General features: G+C 68.1%; 15 protein-coding genes. 5 read left to right on the forward strand and 10 right to left on the reverse strand.

Going from position 1 to position 13,728, the window contains the following annotated elements; all coding sequences use genetic code 11:
* Positions 1–127: 127 nt before the first annotated feature.
* From ACG00X_RS17915 to ACG00X_RS17925, 3 genes are read right to left on the reverse strand one after another with little or no spacing between them, the layout of a single operon-like run.
* Positions 128–673: an FAD-dependent oxidoreductase gene (locus tag ACG00X_RS17915; RefSeq protein ID WP_394489969.1), complete on the reverse strand. Its 546-nt coding sequence runs from the start codon at positions 671–673 to the stop codon at positions 128–130.
* Positions 674–675: 2 nt separating this feature from the next.
* Positions 676–2,412, reverse strand: coding sequence for a M56 family metallopeptidase (locus tag ACG00X_RS17920; RefSeq protein WP_394489971.1), 1,737 nt, complete (start codon positions 2,410–2,412; stop codon positions 676–678).
* Positions 2,409–2,801, reverse strand: coding sequence for a BlaI/MecI/CopY family transcriptional regulator (locus tag ACG00X_RS17925; RefSeq protein WP_394489973.1), 393 nt, complete (start codon positions 2,799–2,801; stop codon positions 2,409–2,411). The genes ACG00X_RS17920 and ACG00X_RS17925 overlap by 4 nt, the downstream gene beginning before the upstream one ends.
* A gap of 171 nt (positions 2,802–2,972) precedes the next feature.
* Here ACG00X_RS17925 and ACG00X_RS17930 point away from each other — a divergent pair, with 171 nt between their 5' ends.
* Entirely contained in the window at positions 2,973–3,986 is a 1,014-nt protein-coding gene (locus ACG00X_RS17930) for a glycoside hydrolase family 53 protein (protein WP_394489975.1), read from the forward strand.
* A 66-nt stretch (positions 3,987–4,052) separates the two neighbouring features.
* Here the strand turns inward: ACG00X_RS17930 and rapZ are convergent, their stop codons facing one another.
* The 3 genes from rapZ to ACG00X_RS17945 all read right to left on the reverse strand — a co-directional run bounded on the left by rapZ (position 4,053) and on the right by ACG00X_RS17945 (position 7,618).
* Entirely contained in the window at positions 4,053–4,967 is a 915-nt protein-coding gene (gene rapZ / locus ACG00X_RS17935; protein ID WP_394489977.1) for an RNase adapter RapZ, read from the reverse strand.
* Positions 4,964–6,649, reverse strand: a complete 1,686-nt coding sequence (gene recN, locus ACG00X_RS17940; RefSeq protein WP_394489979.1) for a DNA repair protein RecN — start codon at positions 6,647–6,649, stop codon at positions 4,964–4,966. The genes rapZ and recN overlap by 4 nt, the downstream gene beginning before the upstream one ends.
* Positions 6,650–6,751: 102 nt before the next feature.
* The gene (locus ACG00X_RS17945) at positions 6,752–7,618 is read right to left on the reverse strand and encodes an NAD kinase (RefSeq protein WP_394489981.1); all 867 of its coding nucleotides are present in this window, start codon (positions 7,616–7,618) and stop codon (positions 6,752–6,754) included.
* Between the two features lie 68 nt (positions 7,619–7,686).
* Between ACG00X_RS17945 and hrcA the strand changes: the two genes are divergently transcribed.
* The 4 genes from hrcA (at position 7,687) to ACG00X_RS17965 (ending at position 11,150) form a co-directional block, all read left to right on the forward strand.
* Positions 7,687–8,694, forward strand: a complete 1,008-nt coding sequence (hrcA, locus tag ACG00X_RS17950; RefSeq protein WP_394489983.1) for a heat-inducible transcriptional repressor HrcA — start codon at positions 7,687–7,689, stop codon at positions 8,692–8,694.
* Between the two features lie 473 nt (positions 8,695–9,167).
* Positions 9,168–10,130, forward strand: coding sequence for an SDH family Clp fold serine proteinase (locus tag ACG00X_RS17955; protein WP_394489985.1), 963 nt, complete (start codon positions 9,168–9,170; stop codon positions 10,128–10,130).
* 254 nt (positions 10,131–10,384) lie between these two features.
* Positions 10,385–10,579, forward strand: coding sequence for a hypothetical protein (locus tag ACG00X_RS17960; RefSeq protein ID WP_394489987.1), 195 nt, complete (start codon positions 10,385–10,387; stop codon positions 10,577–10,579).
* 238 nt (positions 10,580–10,817) lie between these two features.
* Entirely contained in the window at positions 10,818–11,150 is a 333-nt protein-coding gene (locus ACG00X_RS17965; protein WP_394489989.1) for a hypothetical protein, read from the forward strand.
* Between the two features lie 326 nt (positions 11,151–11,476).
* Here the strand turns inward: ACG00X_RS17965 and ACG00X_RS17970 are convergent, their stop codons facing one another.
* From ACG00X_RS17970 to ACG00X_RS17985, 4 genes are read right to left on the reverse strand one after another with little or no spacing between them, the layout of a single operon-like run.
* Positions 11,477–11,677, reverse strand: coding sequence for a hypothetical protein (locus ACG00X_RS17970; protein WP_394489991.1), 201 nt, complete (start codon positions 11,675–11,677; stop codon positions 11,477–11,479).
* Positions 11,678–11,682: 5 nt separating this feature from the next.
* On the reverse strand, positions 11,683–12,090 hold the full coding sequence (locus ACG00X_RS17975) for a hypothetical protein (RefSeq protein WP_394489993.1): 408 nt from the start codon (positions 12,088–12,090) through the stop codon (positions 11,683–11,685).
* Between the two features lie 3 nt (positions 12,091–12,093).
* Positions 12,094–12,618, reverse strand: coding sequence for a DUF5681 domain-containing protein (locus ACG00X_RS17980; protein WP_394489995.1), 525 nt, complete (start codon positions 12,616–12,618; stop codon positions 12,094–12,096).
* A gap of 31 nt (positions 12,619–12,649) precedes the next feature.
* Positions 12,650–13,519, reverse strand: coding sequence for a hypothetical protein (locus ACG00X_RS17985; RefSeq protein WP_394489997.1), 870 nt, complete (start codon positions 13,517–13,519; stop codon positions 12,650–12,652).
* Positions 13,520–13,728: the final 209 nt, after the last annotated feature.

Here is a 13,728-nt window from a genome sequence, read left to right on the forward strand (position 1 = left end):
CGGGGCGATTTGCGGGGCAATTCGGCGTTGCCGACTCGTTGTGGGGGCCGATCCCACGCCTCGTCGGCGCCTTGCCTTGCCCCGCAACTCGCCCCGGCGCGCTCCAGGCCCAAAGCCCGACAGCCTCCTAAAAGCTCTGGTGGACCTTGAACGACGCGCGCGCCATGGCCTCCCAGTCGGCCGCCCAGGCCTCGTTGGCGTGCGCGTCGGTGGCGATGCGTGAATCCGGCGTCCACAGGCCGGTGGCCGCGCTGGAATGCACCTGCGGCGGCCGGTCGCGTGAGTAGAGGCGCACGTTGAAGCCGGCCAGCTGCGCGGTGCGCGCCGTCGTGAGGCCGATGGCGCCGGCACCGATGACCGCGATGCGCTCGCCGGGCCTGGCCAGCGTGCGGACCAACGACAGCGCCCGCTGCGCCGAGCCCCAGCTGAGCGACCAGCCGCTGCCGCCGTGGCCGTAGTGATGGACGACGCGCTTGCCGAACAGGCGCTGCGCTTCGATGCGCGGGCCCTGGGCCCGGAAGGGGCGAATGCCGACGGCGATGTCGACGATGCGGTCCGCGCTGACTCGCATCGGCGCCGGTGGCGCGGGTGCCGCGAAGTCGAGCGCGCGCGCGGACGGCAGCGCGCCGGCCAGCGCCGTGCCGCCGGCCAGGATCAGTTGACGGCGTTGCATGGTCAGGACGGCTTGCGGGCCAGCGATTTGCGGATCAGCGACGCGTCGTGCAGGCGCTGGGCCGAGCCGTCGGCGTCCAGCAGCACCACCGTGATCGGGCGCTTGCCGTTCATCAGCCGCATGGCCAGGCAGCGGCCGGCTTCTTCGGTGTAGCCGGTCTTGGAGACGCGGATGTTCCAGCCCTTGGCGCCCACGAGCCGGTTGGTGTTGTGGATCTCGCGCGGGCGGCCGTCGACCGGCACGCTGGCCTTCTTGACGCTGGTGATGCGCTCGATCTCGCGGTAGCGCGCGGCGGCCGACGTGATCGCCGCCATCTCGGTGGCGGTGGAGGTGTTCTCGGGCGACAGGCCCGTGGGGTCGCTGATGGCCGTGTGGCTCAGGCCCAGCGCGCGGATCTTGGCCTGCATGGCCTTGGCGAAGCCGGCCTCGCCGCCGGGGAACGTGCGGGCCAGTGCGGCGGCGGCGCGGTTCTCGGAGGCCATGAGCGCCATCTCCAGCGCGGCCTGACGCGACATCTGCGTGCCCACCCGCACGCGCGACTTGCTGTGCTTGAGCGTGTCGACGTCGTCGGCCGTGATGCGCAGCTTCTCGTTCGGGTCGAGCTTGGCGTCCAGCACCACCATGGCCGTCAGCAGCTTCGTCAGCGACGCGATGGGCACGACGGCGTCAGCATCGCGCGCCATCAGCACCTTGCCGGTCTCGTTGTCGATGACGACGACGTGCTTGGCGTTGACCGGCAGCTTGAGCTGCTGCGCGGGCGGCGCGTCGGCGGCGACGGCCTGGGCTGTGTCGGGCTCCTTGGGCTCCTTGGGCGTGTCGCGGCCCTTGGCCTGCACGACGAAGCTGGTCGCGGCGATCAGCAGCGCGGGCAGCGCCAGCTTCCAGCCGGTGGCCTGCGGGCGCGGCGCGAGCAGCCGCTCAATGCGGTGCAGCAGGTCGCCACCGCGCGCGCCAAGGGCCGTCACCGGCGCAGCGGCGCCGGGCAGCTCGCTCAGCGCATGCAGCGCCTGCGCCAGGCGGCGGCCGCCATCGCGCTCGCCCAGCAGCTCGGCCGAGATCTCGTCGGCCACCAGTTCGCGTTCCGCCCGCATACGGGCAGACAGCCACCACACCACCGGGTGGAAGAACAGCAGCGACTCGACGGCGCTCTGCACGAGGTTGGCGAGGTAGTCCCAGCGGCGCACATGGGCCAGCTCATGGGCGAGCAAGGCCTCGACGAGCTCGACCGGCAGCCGGCTCAGCAGCGCGGCCGGCAGCAGCACGCAGGGCTTGAATGCGCCCAGCGCGACGGGCCCGGCCAGCTCCGGCAGCAAGCGCAATGGCACTGCGCGTGCCAGGCCCAGCCGGTGGGCGAGGGCGTCCAGCCGGGCCTGCCATTCGGCCGGGGCGGCCAGGCTGCGCCGGCGCGCGCGGCTGACCCACGCCAGCCCCAGCGCCAGCCGCCCCAGCATCAGCGCGCTGCCCAGCGCCCAGGCGGTCACCAGGGCCGGCATCTGCTCGGCCAGCGGCGGCAGCTCGCCGACGAACTCCGCCTCGCTGGCGCCGAGGTCCAGGCATTGCGCCAGCGGCAGGCCCAGGCACAGGCCCAGTGCCACGCCGCAGACGGCATAACGGCGCCGCGCCGAGGCGCCGCGCAGCAAGCCCAGCAGCAGCGCCGCGCCGGCGCCGACGACAGCGCCCTGCCAGACGAAGTTCAACAAGGCCCAGCCCCAGGCGTGCATGACGATGTCCAGCCTCATGCCTCGTCTCCCTTGCGTGCCAGCAACTGGCGGATCTCGGCGCGCTCCTTCGCGCTGACGTGGCTCTTCAACGCGGCCAGCACCAGCGCCTTGCCGGAGCCGGCGAAGGCCTTGGCGATGAAGTCCCTGACGAGGGACTGCTGCAGCTTGTCCTGCGCCTGCACGGGGGCGTAACGCTGCGGCCGCTGGCTTTCGTCGCGCGAGAGCAAGCCCTTGCCGTGCATCACCTGCAACTGGCGCAGCACGGTGGCATAGGTGGCGTCGGGGCGGCCGGGCAGCAGCGCCTCGTGCACGGCTTTCGCGTCGGACGGGCCGAGGCGCCACAGCACCTGCAGCAGGTCCAGCTCGGCAGCCGTCGGGCGCGCGGAGGAGAGGGAGGATGTGCTCATGGGAGTCAGCATAAAAGTTCTAGAACAAAATGTCTAGAACTGCTGTTCTGTGGTGGGCAAACCCCTATCCGAAAGTTCGATGGCCTCAGCTCAACAAGGAATATTTGCCGAGCGCCATGGCGCCTAAGCTCGTCGCGCGCTTTTTCATAGAACACAAACCGGAGACAGAAGATGACGATGCTGAGCAAGACATGCCGCCTGCGCCGCTGGTGCCTGGGCCTCGCGACGGCCGCGGTGGGCGCGCTCGTGGCGCTACCGGCGGCCGCGCTGGACAAGGGCGCGGACGTGAGCTGGGTCAGCCAGGAAGAGGCGGCCGGCTACAGCTTCTACAGTGCGGCGGGCGTGAAGACCGACCCCTTCGTGCTGCTGAAGAACCTGGGCGTCAACACGATACGGCTGCGCGTGTGGGTCAACCCCAGCGGCGGCTGGTGCGATGGCGCCGACACGCTCTACAAGGCCAAGCGCGCCATCGCGCAGGGCCAGAAGGTCATGCTGAGCTTCCACTACAGCGACTCCTGGGCCGACCCCGGCAAGCAGACCAAGCCGGCCGCCTGGTCCAGCCACACGCTGACGCAGCTGCAGGCCGACGTCTATTCGCACACGCAGGGCATCCTGAGCTACCTGAAGAACAACGGCGTGACCGTGTCCTATGTGCAGGTGGGCAACGAAATCAACAGCGGCATGCTGTGGCCGGAGGGCAGGGCATCGGGCAGCAGCTTCAGCGGCCTGGTGTCCCTGATCAACAACGGCTACGCGGCCACCAAGGCCGTGTTCCCGAGTGCCAAGGTCGTGCTGCACTTGGCCAACGGCGACAACAACACCGTGTTCCGCTGGTTCTTCGACGGCATGAAGGCCAACGGCGCCAAGTACGACGTCATCGGCCTGTCGCACTACCCGACCGCCAGCAACTGGCGCTCGCTGAACGCGCAGCTGTCGACCAACATGGCGGACATGATCGCGCGCTACGGCAAGCCGGTCATCGTCGCCGAGACGGGCATGGACTGGCAGCAGGCCGGCGCGGCCAAGGCCATGCTGGCCGACGTGATGACGCGCTTGACGGCGCTGGGTTCCAACGGCCTGGGCGTGCTGTACTGGGAGCCGCAGGCCTACCCGGGCTGGCAGGGCTACACCTGGGGGGCGCTGAATGGGTCGGGCTATTTCACGAGCGCACTGGACCCGTTCTGAGGCCGCCCAACCGGCGCTGACCGCCCCGCCGGTTGGTGCGCAAAAGGGCGGGGCCGCGCCGCCGCGTCAGCGCGCGTCCAGCTCGCGGTGGCGCTTCAGCACATGGCCGTGATGGCCGAACTGCCGCGCCAGCATCTCGACGAGATAGACCGAGCGATGCTGGCCGCCCGTGCAGCCGATGGCCACGGTCAGGTAGCTGCGCTGGTCGGCCGCGAAGTGCGGCAGCCAGCGCGACAGAAAGCCGGCGATCTGTCCCATCATCAGGCCGACCTCGGGCTGGGCCGCCAGATACGCCGCCACCGGTGCGTCGCGCCCCGTCAGCGGCCGCAGCTCGCGGTCGTAATAGGGGTTGGGCAGCACGCGCACGTCGAAGACGAAATCGGCATCGCTGGGCACACCGTGCTTGAACGCGAAGCTCTCGAACACCAGCGTGAGCTGGTTGCCGGCGTCCGGGCCCACCAGGTCGGCCAGCCAGGCGCGCAACTGGGCGGGGCGCAGCTGGCTGGTGTCGATGACGGTGGACTCGGCCTTCAACCCGCCCAGCAGCTCGCGCTCCAGCTGGATGGCGTCCTTCAGCAGCCGGTGGCCGTCGTCCTGCGTGCCGCCGGGCTCGCCGGTGCCGCCCTGGCGCAGCGGGTGCGGGCGGCGGGTTTCGGAGAAGCGCCGCATCAGCGCCTCGTTGCTGGCGTCCAGGAAGATCGAGCGCACCGGCACGCCGCTGGCGCGCAGTTGCTTGAGCAGCGGCAGCATCAGCGGCAGCGAGCCCGCCGAGCGCACGTCCACCGCGATGGCCACGCGGCGCTCGCCGCGCTGCTCTTCCAGCTTGAGGAAGTCCAGCAGCAGCTCGGCCGGCAGGTTGTCCACGCAGAAGTAGCCGGCGTCTTCCAGCGCATGCATGGCCACCGACTTGCCGCCGCCGGACATGCCGGTCAGCAGCACGACATCGCCCTGCACGTCTGCGTCGGTGGGAGCTGTGGTCATGACTTCGCCTTCTTCGGCCGCGCGGTGCTGGACGAGGCCGCCAGCATCTCCTGCGCGTGGGCCAGGCTGGTGGAGGACAGCCGCTCGCCGCCCAGCATGCGTGCGATCTCGGCCACGCGGGCTTCGCCGGCCACGGGCGACACGCGGCTGGCCGTGGCGCCGCCCGTCAAGCTCTTGGCCACGACAAGGTGGCGGTCGGCGCACGCGGCCACCTGCGGCAGGTGCGTCACGGCCAGCACCTGGCGCTCGCGCCCGAGCTGCTTCATGAGGCGGCCCACCGTCTCGGCCACGGCGCCGCCGATGCCCACGTCGATCTCGTCGAAGATCAGCGTGCCGGGGGCGTTGTCGGTGTCGGCCTGGCTGGCCGTCACGGCGATGGCCAGCGCGATGCGCGACAGCTCGCCGCCCGAGGCCACCTTGGACAGCGGCCGTGGCGTGCTGCCGGCGTGGCCGGCGACGAGGAATTCGGCCGACTCGGCGCCCCAGCTCTGCGGCGCGTCCATCGGGGCCAGTGCGATGTCGAACTGCCCGCCGGCCATGCCCAGTTGCTGCATGGCCGCCGTGACGGCGGCGGCCAGCTGCGGGGCGGCCTTCTTGCGGGCGCGGCTGGCGGTGGCGGCCTCGGCGTCGAAGGCCTTGCGTGCGGCGGCGAGGTTGGCTTCGAGCTGAGCCGGGTCGCTGGCGGCATCCAGCGCGGCCAGCTCCGCGCGCCATTGCGTCAGCAGCGCGGGCAGCTCCTGCGGCTGGCGGCGGTAGCGGCGCGCCAGCGTCATCCAGGCCGACACGCGTTCGTCCAGCTCCGCGAGGCGGGCCGGGTCGAGGTCGGCCTTGTGCAGATAGGTGGCCAGCGTGTGGCTGGCATCGGCCAGTTGGGCCTGCACGTCGCGCAGCGCCTGCACGGCGGGCAGCAGGCGGGCGTCGTGGTCGAGCACGCGCTCCAGCTGATCCAGCGCGCCGCCGGCCAGCGACTGCGCGCTGGGCTCCGCGTCGTCCAGCGCATCGAGCGCCGACTTGGCCGCGTCGATGAGCGACTGACCATGCGACAGCCGCTGGTGCTCGGCGTTCAGCTCGTCCCATTCGCCGTCGCCGGGGGCCAGACCGTCCAGCTCGCCGATCTGCCAGGCCAGCCGCTCGCGTTCGCGCTGCGCCTCGGCCTGCAAGCCCTGCGCCTTCTGCAGCGCCTCGGCCGCCTGCTTCCAGGCGGCGTGGGCGCGGGCCAGCGGCGCGGTGTCCAGGCCGGCAAAGCCGTCCAGCAGCTCGCGCACGGCGGCCGGGCGCGTCAGGCCTTGCCAGGCGTGCTGGCCGTGGATGTCCAGCAGATGGTCGGCCAGCTCGCGCAGCTGCGTCAGCGTCGCGGCGCCGCCGTTGATCCACGCGCGGCTCTTGCCCGCGGCGTCGATGACACGGCGCAGCAGCAGCGCGTCATCGGCGTCGAAACCGGCGTCGTCCAGCCAGGCGCGCAGATGCGGCGGCGTGTCGAACTCCGCCGTGATCTCGGCCTTGGCGGCGCCTTCGCGCACCACACCCGCATCGCCCCGGCCGCCGAGCGCCAGCTGCAGCGCGTCGATGAGGATGGACTTGCCCGCGCCGGTCTCGCCGGTCAGCACGGCAAAGCCGGGCTCGAAGTCGAGTTCGAGCGTCGGGACGATGACGAAATCCTTCAGGGAGAGGTGACGGAGCATGTCAGTCGACTACGGCGCGGGTTGACGTGATGCGATGAGCCTGCGGGCCTTGCCGCAGCGCGGCCTGCAAGGCCGGCCAACGCGTGCGTTGGACGAGGGGCTTCATAGATACCAGCGGAGCTTGCGACGCAGCGTCGCGTAGTAGCTCCAGCCCTTGGGGTGCAGGAAGCGCACCTGGTGCTCGCTGCGCCGCACCGTGATGGTGTCACCGTGCAGCAGGCTGGCCAGGCTTTGCATGTCGAAGTTCACCGACGCGTCGCGACCGGCCACGATCTCCATGCGCACCTCGCCGCTGTCGGGCAGCACGATGGGGCGGTTGGACAGCGTGTGCGGCGCGATCGGCGCCAGCAGCCAGCCGGCGATGCTCGGGTGCAGGATGGGCCCGCCGGCCGACAGCGCATAGGCCGTCGAGCCCGTGGGCGACGCGACGATGATGCCGTCCGCGCGCATGTTGGCCACGAACTGCTCGCCCACAGACACCTTCAGCTCCACCATGCCCGATGTGGCGCCGCGGCTGACCACCACGTCGTTGAGGGCCAGGCCCGAGAAGATGGGTTCGCCGTCGCGCAGCACCGTGCCTTCCAGCATCGTGCGCGGCTCCACCTCGTAGTCGCCGGCCAGCACCGGCGCCAGCGACTCGCGCCACCGCTCGATGGGAATGTCTGTGATGAAGCCCAGCCGGCCCTGGTTGATGCCCAGCAGCGGCACACCGTAACGCGCCATCTCACGGGCAAAACCCAGCATCGTGCCGTCGCCGCCCACGACGACCGCCAGGTCGCAGGCCCGGCCGAGCTCGTCGTGCGAGAGCGCGTCGTAGCCGGTGAGCCCGGTGTTCTGGGCCGTGTCGGCTTCGAGCGAGACGTCGACACCGTGGGTGCACAGGAATTGGGCAATCTCCTCCAGCACCGGCCGGATGCCAGGCGCCTGATGCTTGCCCACGATGGCGACATGTTTGAAGCGCTCTGCCATGGGGCAAATTACACCACAGGGGTTTTGCCCGTCATGGGCGAAACCGGGCGCTTTCTAGAATGGCGCCCATGTTGGATGAGCGCTCCAAATCCCTGCTGAAAACCCTGGTCGAACGCTATATCGCGGACGGCCAGCCCGTGGGCTCACGCACCTTGTCCAAGGCCTCGGGCCTGGAGCTCAGCGCGGCCACCATCCGCAACGTGATGGCCGACCTGGAGGAGCTGGGCCTCATCGCCAGCCCGCACACCAGCGCCGGCCGCATCCCCACGCCGCGCGGCTACCGGCTGTTCGTCGACACCATGCTGACCGCCCAGCCCGGCCTCATCGGCGTGGAGACCGCGCAGCTGCAGCCCGACCAGCCCCAGCGCGTCATCGCCAGCGCCGCGCAGATGCTGTCCAACCTGTCGAGCTTCGTCGGCGTCGTCACGTCGCCCAAGAAGCCCAGCGTCTTTCACCACATCGAGTTCCTGCGGCTGGGCGAGCGGCGCGTGCTGGTCATCCTCGTTGCGCCCGACGGCGATGTGCAGAACCGCGTCATCTTCACGCCCCAAGACCTGAGCCAGGCCGAGCTGGCCGAGGCCAGCAACCGCCTCAACGCCAGCTACGCCGGCCTCACGCTGGAGGCCGTGCGCGAGCGGCTGCGCCTGGAGGTGGACGCGCTGCGCGGCGAGATCGCCCAGCTCATGAGTGCTGCCGTGCAGGTGGGCACCGAAGCCATGGCGCAGCAGGACGAGCAGGTCATCGTCTCCGGCGAGCGCAACCTGCTGACCGTGCAGGACTTCAGCCACGACATGGGGTCGCTGCGCCGGCTGTTCGACCTCTTCGAGCAGAAGACCCAGCTCATGCGCCTGCTGGACAACTCCAGCCGCGCCGAAGGCGTGCGCATCTACATCGGCGGCGAGAGCCAGGTCGTGCCCTACGAGGAACTGTCCATCGTCAGCGCGCCCTACGAGGTCGACGGCCAGGTGGTGGGCACGCTGGGCGTCATCGGCCCCACGCGCATGGCCTACGACCGCATGATCCAGATCGTCGACATCACCTCCCGCATGGTGGGCCAGGCGCTGAGCCAGCGGTGACTAGAATGCCGGCCTCCTCCCCGGGGGCCGTTAGCTCAGTTGGTCAGAGCAGAGGACTCATAAACAACTGCTTCCACCTATGGCGGTGGCAGTGTTTGCGGGGCCGCTGTACGCAGGCTGTCAGCGTCCTGGGGCGAGGGAAAATAGAAGTTGTTGTATCAGTGGGCCGTTAGCTCAGTTGGTTAGAGCAGAGGACTCATAGCGAAAGTTGTGCACCGGGAGGCGAAAGCGCCCGAGTGAATGGCGTCAAAGTCGGTGAAACCTGACGGCCCGCAAGGGCGCAAGGCAATGCCGAGCCAAGCCCTGAAAGGGGAAGGTGTAGAGACTAGACGGCGCCCGCCTACCGGCCGCAAGGCCCACGGCGAAGGCATAGTCCAGGGAGGTCGGAAACGGCCACAAACCGGAATCCTTTGGTCGCAGGTTCAAGTCCTGCACGGCCTACCACTCGAATACTAGACAGCCAGGGGGACGCAATGACGGATGAGATAGCTGTGGCGCAGGCGGCAATCGACGCCCTGTATGAAGCAAATCCGGACAATGATTTCATTGTCATCAGCCACCCGATCGAGCGGGCGCTGCACCATAAGCTGACCACCGTTCTGGAGAAGAACAAGCAGAACGGCGGCACGCGCAAGAAGTGCACGGTTTTCCTCACGACGTATGGTGGCGATGCCCATGCCGGTTTCCGTGTGGCTCGATGCCTTCGTCATCACTACAAGAGTGTTCGTCTTGTGGTCACGAGCTACTGCAAGAGCGCAGGCACGCTGATTGCCATCGGGGCGGATGAACTTGCTATTGGTGATGTTGGTGAGCTTGGGCCGCTTGATGTTCAAGTCAGCAAGCCGTCGGAAATCTTGGAGCGGGGCTCCGGCTTGGACTACACGCAGGCTCTTATGGTCGCGCTGGAGCATGCTCAGACGGCCTTCAGCCAGAACCTGCTTCAGATGCGGGGGCGCCTACGCTTGTCGACCAAGATGGCGGGTGAACTGGCGTCTCGCCTCGCGTGCGGTGTTGTGGAGCCGTTGTATGCGCAGATCGACCCGAACAGGATTGGCGAAATGCAGCGAGCAATCCAAATTGCGAGCGAGTACGGTCGGCGCTTGAACGGGCATGGCAGCAATCTCAAGGAGGGGGCGTTGGATGACCTTGTTGCGGGCTACCCCTCGCACAGCTTTGTCATTGATCGAAAAGAAGCTCGCCAACTGTTCAACTCAGTGGATTCCCTCACGCCCGCAGAGCAACACGCATGCAATACACTGTGGTTTCTCATGCGGGATCAGATAGAGTTCTGTGACCTGCTACAACCTTCAAGCAAGCAACCGGAGAACAGCGATGCTCAACAAGCAGAGAGCGGAGATGACGCGGTTGAGCCTGAGCAGCAAAACGCCGCTGCACCAGACCTTGACGTCGCCCAAGGTGGCAACGCTGCCCAGTAGCACGGTGGAAGTGCAACGACAGCAGGCCGAGCGTGCATTCGACATGGCTCGGATGATTTCGGGCAAGCAACAGCAGTTGAACCTCAAGCGCTCACACGTCTGAAGTGCCGAACGCGATTTCCGGCAAAGCCCGCCCGTTGGCGGGCTTTGCCATTTTACAGAGTCCCTTCGGGCTCGTATGACTCGGATAGACGGTCGCCCTTCGACGAAGTTGCAATTGCTTCACCAGCAACTGCAACTCGAAGGAGCCCGACATGACCACAGCCACCCAGACCCCGAACGTCACCCAGCAACTGGACGCCTTGTTCGATCAGGTCGGCGTTGATGCCCTCGCGCTGAACTTCGCGCAGGCGCTCGCCGAGGCGGCGGGCCTGAACCGCACCAGCGCCGGCATCCGCTTCTACCGCTGGCGCGCTTTGCGGCTGGCGCAGGAGCAGCAAGCGGCTTGAGCCGTTGATGTTTCGTGGGAGCCGCCTTCGGGCGGCTTTTTGCTGACCGAGACTTATATAACTCTGCGGGTCGATCTTGCGCTAGAGTCGCTTCACCGCGCGGTGCTCCTACCCGTCATCCCTTCGATGACACTGCGCGGGTCGGCATGGGCCGGCTGGTGGGGGTTTTCACAAACCGCCCGACCTGCCGGCTTTTTCCTTTGGTGGCTGGCCTGTGACGGCAACACCGGAGAATGAAATGAATGCCACCTCAACGCCCACCGCGAAGCGTCTTGCTGAATTTGTGCATCTCGATGGCGCGACCGTGATCACGGTCGACGTCTGGGATACCTTGGGTGACCGGACTACAGCGTGCCCCGAGCGCGAAGAATGCCTCTTGACCGATCTGCAGGATTTCATCGTCAAGCGCCTGGACGAACTTTTGCGGGAGCGCTGGTTGCGCGCTCAAGGATGGACCGTGTTCGCTGGGCCGCCGCCGTGGCAACAGTGGGACAACTATCAGCGAGGGCGCTTCAACAAGGTGACGGGCCAGTACGACGGGGGCGACGGCTGCATTGCCGGCTACTACTGACGGCCCCGGCAACCTCGTTCAATTGGCCCGCCAGCCGTCGCGGCGGGCCAGGGCAAGGGGTTGGGTGCGGAGGCCGGTTGCGGCAGCGCCTGGGCCGCTTTTTCGGGTGGCGCACTACGGCCTGCGTACAGCCGAGCGGCGCCGGTCATGCCGGCACTGGGTAGCGGCACAGGATTGGGTGTCCTGTGGTCAAAACGAAGCCCGCACGGTGGCGGGCTTCGAGTACAGGGTCACCGCCAAGGAGAAGGCGGCTCCTGCTGGTCCCGTTGATGGGCCTCGTACCCCCGCCACGGCAGACGGTGACCTTTGCACCGCGCGGGGTCGGTTCACCGCGAGGGTGATCTGTTGGCGCGGGTCATGGGGTCGGGCAGGTCGGGCAGCTTGACTTCTTCGCCACGGTCCTCGGAACAGGCCAGAAGCAAAGCCGATTGCTGACGACTTGCCCGTTCTTCCCAAGCGTCAACGCTCATGGGCGGCGGCAGCAGCATCACGCCGACCTGGGCAGCCGGTGTGCGCAGCTTCGCCAAGCGGGCTAATGCAGAGGCAGATGTCCGCATGTGTCATCCAATCCGTAGGCGCCGCGAAGCGCCTGAAGCGCTCTGTGAGCAGCCTTGAGAGGCACGCGGGGCGCCTTCGATTCCACCATCCACCACAGGCAAGCCAGCGCGTTCTCCCGGTTGTCCTCTTCAAGCCAGGTGAGCGCAGACTTGCCCGGCATGTCATAGACGCAACTCACCACGACCGAGGCATCGGTCCTTCGCCCGGTGGCGAACAGATAGTGGGCGACGGATTGGACGCGCTCGCAGAACGCGGCGTCGGTCTCACCGTTGGTCCGAAGCACCGTTTGTCGCCATGTCGGGCCGTCTGGGTGGCGGCGGATGACGCGTAGCGCATCCGGCGCGATGCCCATGCGGACGTTCTCATAGGGATAGTCGAACATCGCTCAGCCCTCCTCGGCGCCGGGCGCCACATGCACGACCGTCGCCGGCAGCGCGGGCGGCTGGTTCTCAAGTTGCAGCAACTCGTCGGCCACGCGCAGCGCGCTGAAGGAGTGAAGGCACTCGATCAACATCTTGCCGGTGTCCGGGTCCAACTCGCCGGCGCTGATGGCCGCCATGACCTGCCGGGCCTGCGCTTCCAGCGGCGCGTCAGCGTCCAGTTCAAACGTGACGGTCGGCGCTTTGGCCTTCAGCGCCGGGCTGATTCGTTGCAGGGCGATGTTCGCGGCTTGCAAGTCGCCTTCCAGCGCAGCGGCGATGACACGCTGCATGATGGCCTCGCCGTGCGCGGCAACCTGTGCTTCGAGCGGACTCTTCTTGTTGGGCACGCCCTTCTTGCGACCGGCCGGGTTGCCGCTCGACCCCGGCGCGAACTTGCCGTTGACGCGCGCCGGTTCAGTCGGGAGTGTGGGTTGATCCTCGGGCTTCCATTCGGTGCCCCACGGCGGCGGGATGTGTTGTGTGGTCATGGCGCTGTTCTTCTGCTCGTTCTTGCAGTGCTCAACCCAGCACGGCGCCGAGCGCTGCCAGCGACCTGCGCGCCCGGCCCTGCTGCTCGCGCAGCTTGGCAACAACGCCGCGCTTGACGCCCACCGCACGCTCGGCGCTGGCGAGGAAGATGCTGCCTGCTTGGGTCAGTCTTGCCTCGGCCTGTTCGAGCATCGCCAGCCGCTTGACCGCCTGCGGGTTCAGCGCCCGGTTCAGCTCCCCGTTCAGCGTGGTCAGCAGGGCGGGCTCGACCCCGCTAAGGTAGCTCGGCGCCTTCAGGACAGCGCTCAACGTCGTCGCGTCACCGGCCTTGGCCTGGGCTTGCAGGAAGCCGATGCGCTCGGCAGGCTTGAGGGACTTAACGTGTTCGCGGATTTCCCGACCCAGCTCCGGGCTGACCGCCGCAGCCAGCGGCTTGGACAGCTCGGCGCGCTCGGCCGCGATGGTCTTCTTCAGCGTTGCCAGGGAGACGTCAACGGACTTGCTCACCTTGGCGGTGAGCTTGTCGGCCAAGTCGCCGACAGCGATGGCGCGGGCGGCGTCCGTCAGCGTCGGGTCGGCCTGCAAGGACTTGCGAGCCTCGATGATGTTGGCGCAGGCCGTATGAAGTCCGTCCATGGCGTTGACCACATGCTCCAGGCCCCAGCCTCCGAACTCCTCGTAGCCATCGAGGCCCGTGATGTTGCCGGGCGCGAGCGACACGGACGGCAGGACGAGCGGGTCTTTCGACCACACGAGATCCGCGGCCGGGCTGGGTCGGCCCTTGGGGGCCTGGAATGCGGCGTCGAGCGGCGACGGGTGCAGCGGCGCGGGCGGCACGCTGGTCACATCGGGATCTGCGCCTTCGTGTTCGGTCTCGTTCGGGTCGGTGGCGGTTTGCATGGTTTGCTCCTGCTGGTTACCTGCTGCGGCGTACAGCCTGCGTGCAGCGCCCCAGCACAGTAGCTTCCCGCGCCTGCAATTGGGTTTGATAACAGGCACTTGGCGGCGCATAGCCACAGGACAGGCAGTTCTATGCGGCGCGCTGATGCAGGCGCAATAGCAGCAATAGCGGGAATAGCAGTAGCAGGCAACCCAGCGGCAACGCGCCA

The organism is Pelomonas nitida (assembly GCF_043555975.1).
GTDB lineage: Bacteria > Pseudomonadota > Gammaproteobacteria > Burkholderiales > Burkholderiaceae_C > Pelomonas > Pelomonas nitida.

Excerpts from the sequence above, each read along its gene's own strand:
- ACG00X_RS17915 (WP_394489969.1), bottom strand. The coding sequence starts at position 673 with ATGCAACGCCGTCAACTGATCCTGGCCGGCGGCACGGCGCTGGCCGGC.
- ACG00X_RS17920 (WP_394489971.1), bottom strand. The coding sequence starts at position 2,412 with ATGAGGCTGGACATCGTCATGCACGCCTGGGGCTGGGCCTTGTTGAAC.
- ACG00X_RS17925 (WP_394489973.1), bottom strand. The coding sequence starts at position 2,801 with ATGAGCACATCCTCCCTCTCCTCCGCGCGCCCGACGGCTGCCGAGCTG.
- ACG00X_RS17930 (WP_394489975.1), top strand. The coding sequence starts at position 2,973 with ATGACGATGCTGAGCAAGACATGCCGCCTGCGCCGCTGGTGCCTGGGC.
- rapZ (WP_394489977.1), bottom strand. The coding sequence starts at position 4,967 with ATGACCACAGCTCCCACCGACGCAGACGTGCAGGGCGATGTCGTGCTG.
- recN (WP_394489979.1), bottom strand. The coding sequence starts at position 6,649 with ATGCTCCGTCACCTCTCCCTGAAGGATTTCGTCATCGTCCCGACGCTC.
- ACG00X_RS17945 (WP_394489981.1), bottom strand. The coding sequence starts at position 7,618 with ATGGCAGAGCGCTTCAAACATGTCGCCATCGTGGGCAAGCATCAGGCG.
- hrcA (WP_394489983.1), top strand. The coding sequence starts at position 7,687 with ATGTTGGATGAGCGCTCCAAATCCCTGCTGAAAACCCTGGTCGAACGC.
- ACG00X_RS17955 (WP_394489985.1), top strand. The coding sequence starts at position 9,168 with ATGACGGATGAGATAGCTGTGGCGCAGGCGGCAATCGACGCCCTGTAT.
- ACG00X_RS17960 (WP_394489987.1), top strand. The coding sequence starts at position 10,385 with ATGACCACAGCCACCCAGACCCCGAACGTCACCCAGCAACTGGACGCC.
- ACG00X_RS17965 (WP_394489989.1), top strand. The coding sequence starts at position 10,818 with ATGAATGCCACCTCAACGCCCACCGCGAAGCGTCTTGCTGAATTTGTG.
- ACG00X_RS17975 (WP_394489993.1), bottom strand. The coding sequence starts at position 12,090 with ATGTTCGACTATCCCTATGAGAACGTCCGCATGGGCATCGCGCCGGAT.
- ACG00X_RS17980 (WP_394489995.1), bottom strand. The coding sequence starts at position 12,618 with ATGACCACACAACACATCCCGCCGCCGTGGGGCACCGAATGGAAGCCC.
- ACG00X_RS17985 (WP_394489997.1), bottom strand. The coding sequence starts at position 13,519 with ATGCAAACCGCCACCGACCCGAACGAGACCGAACACGAAGGCGCAGAT.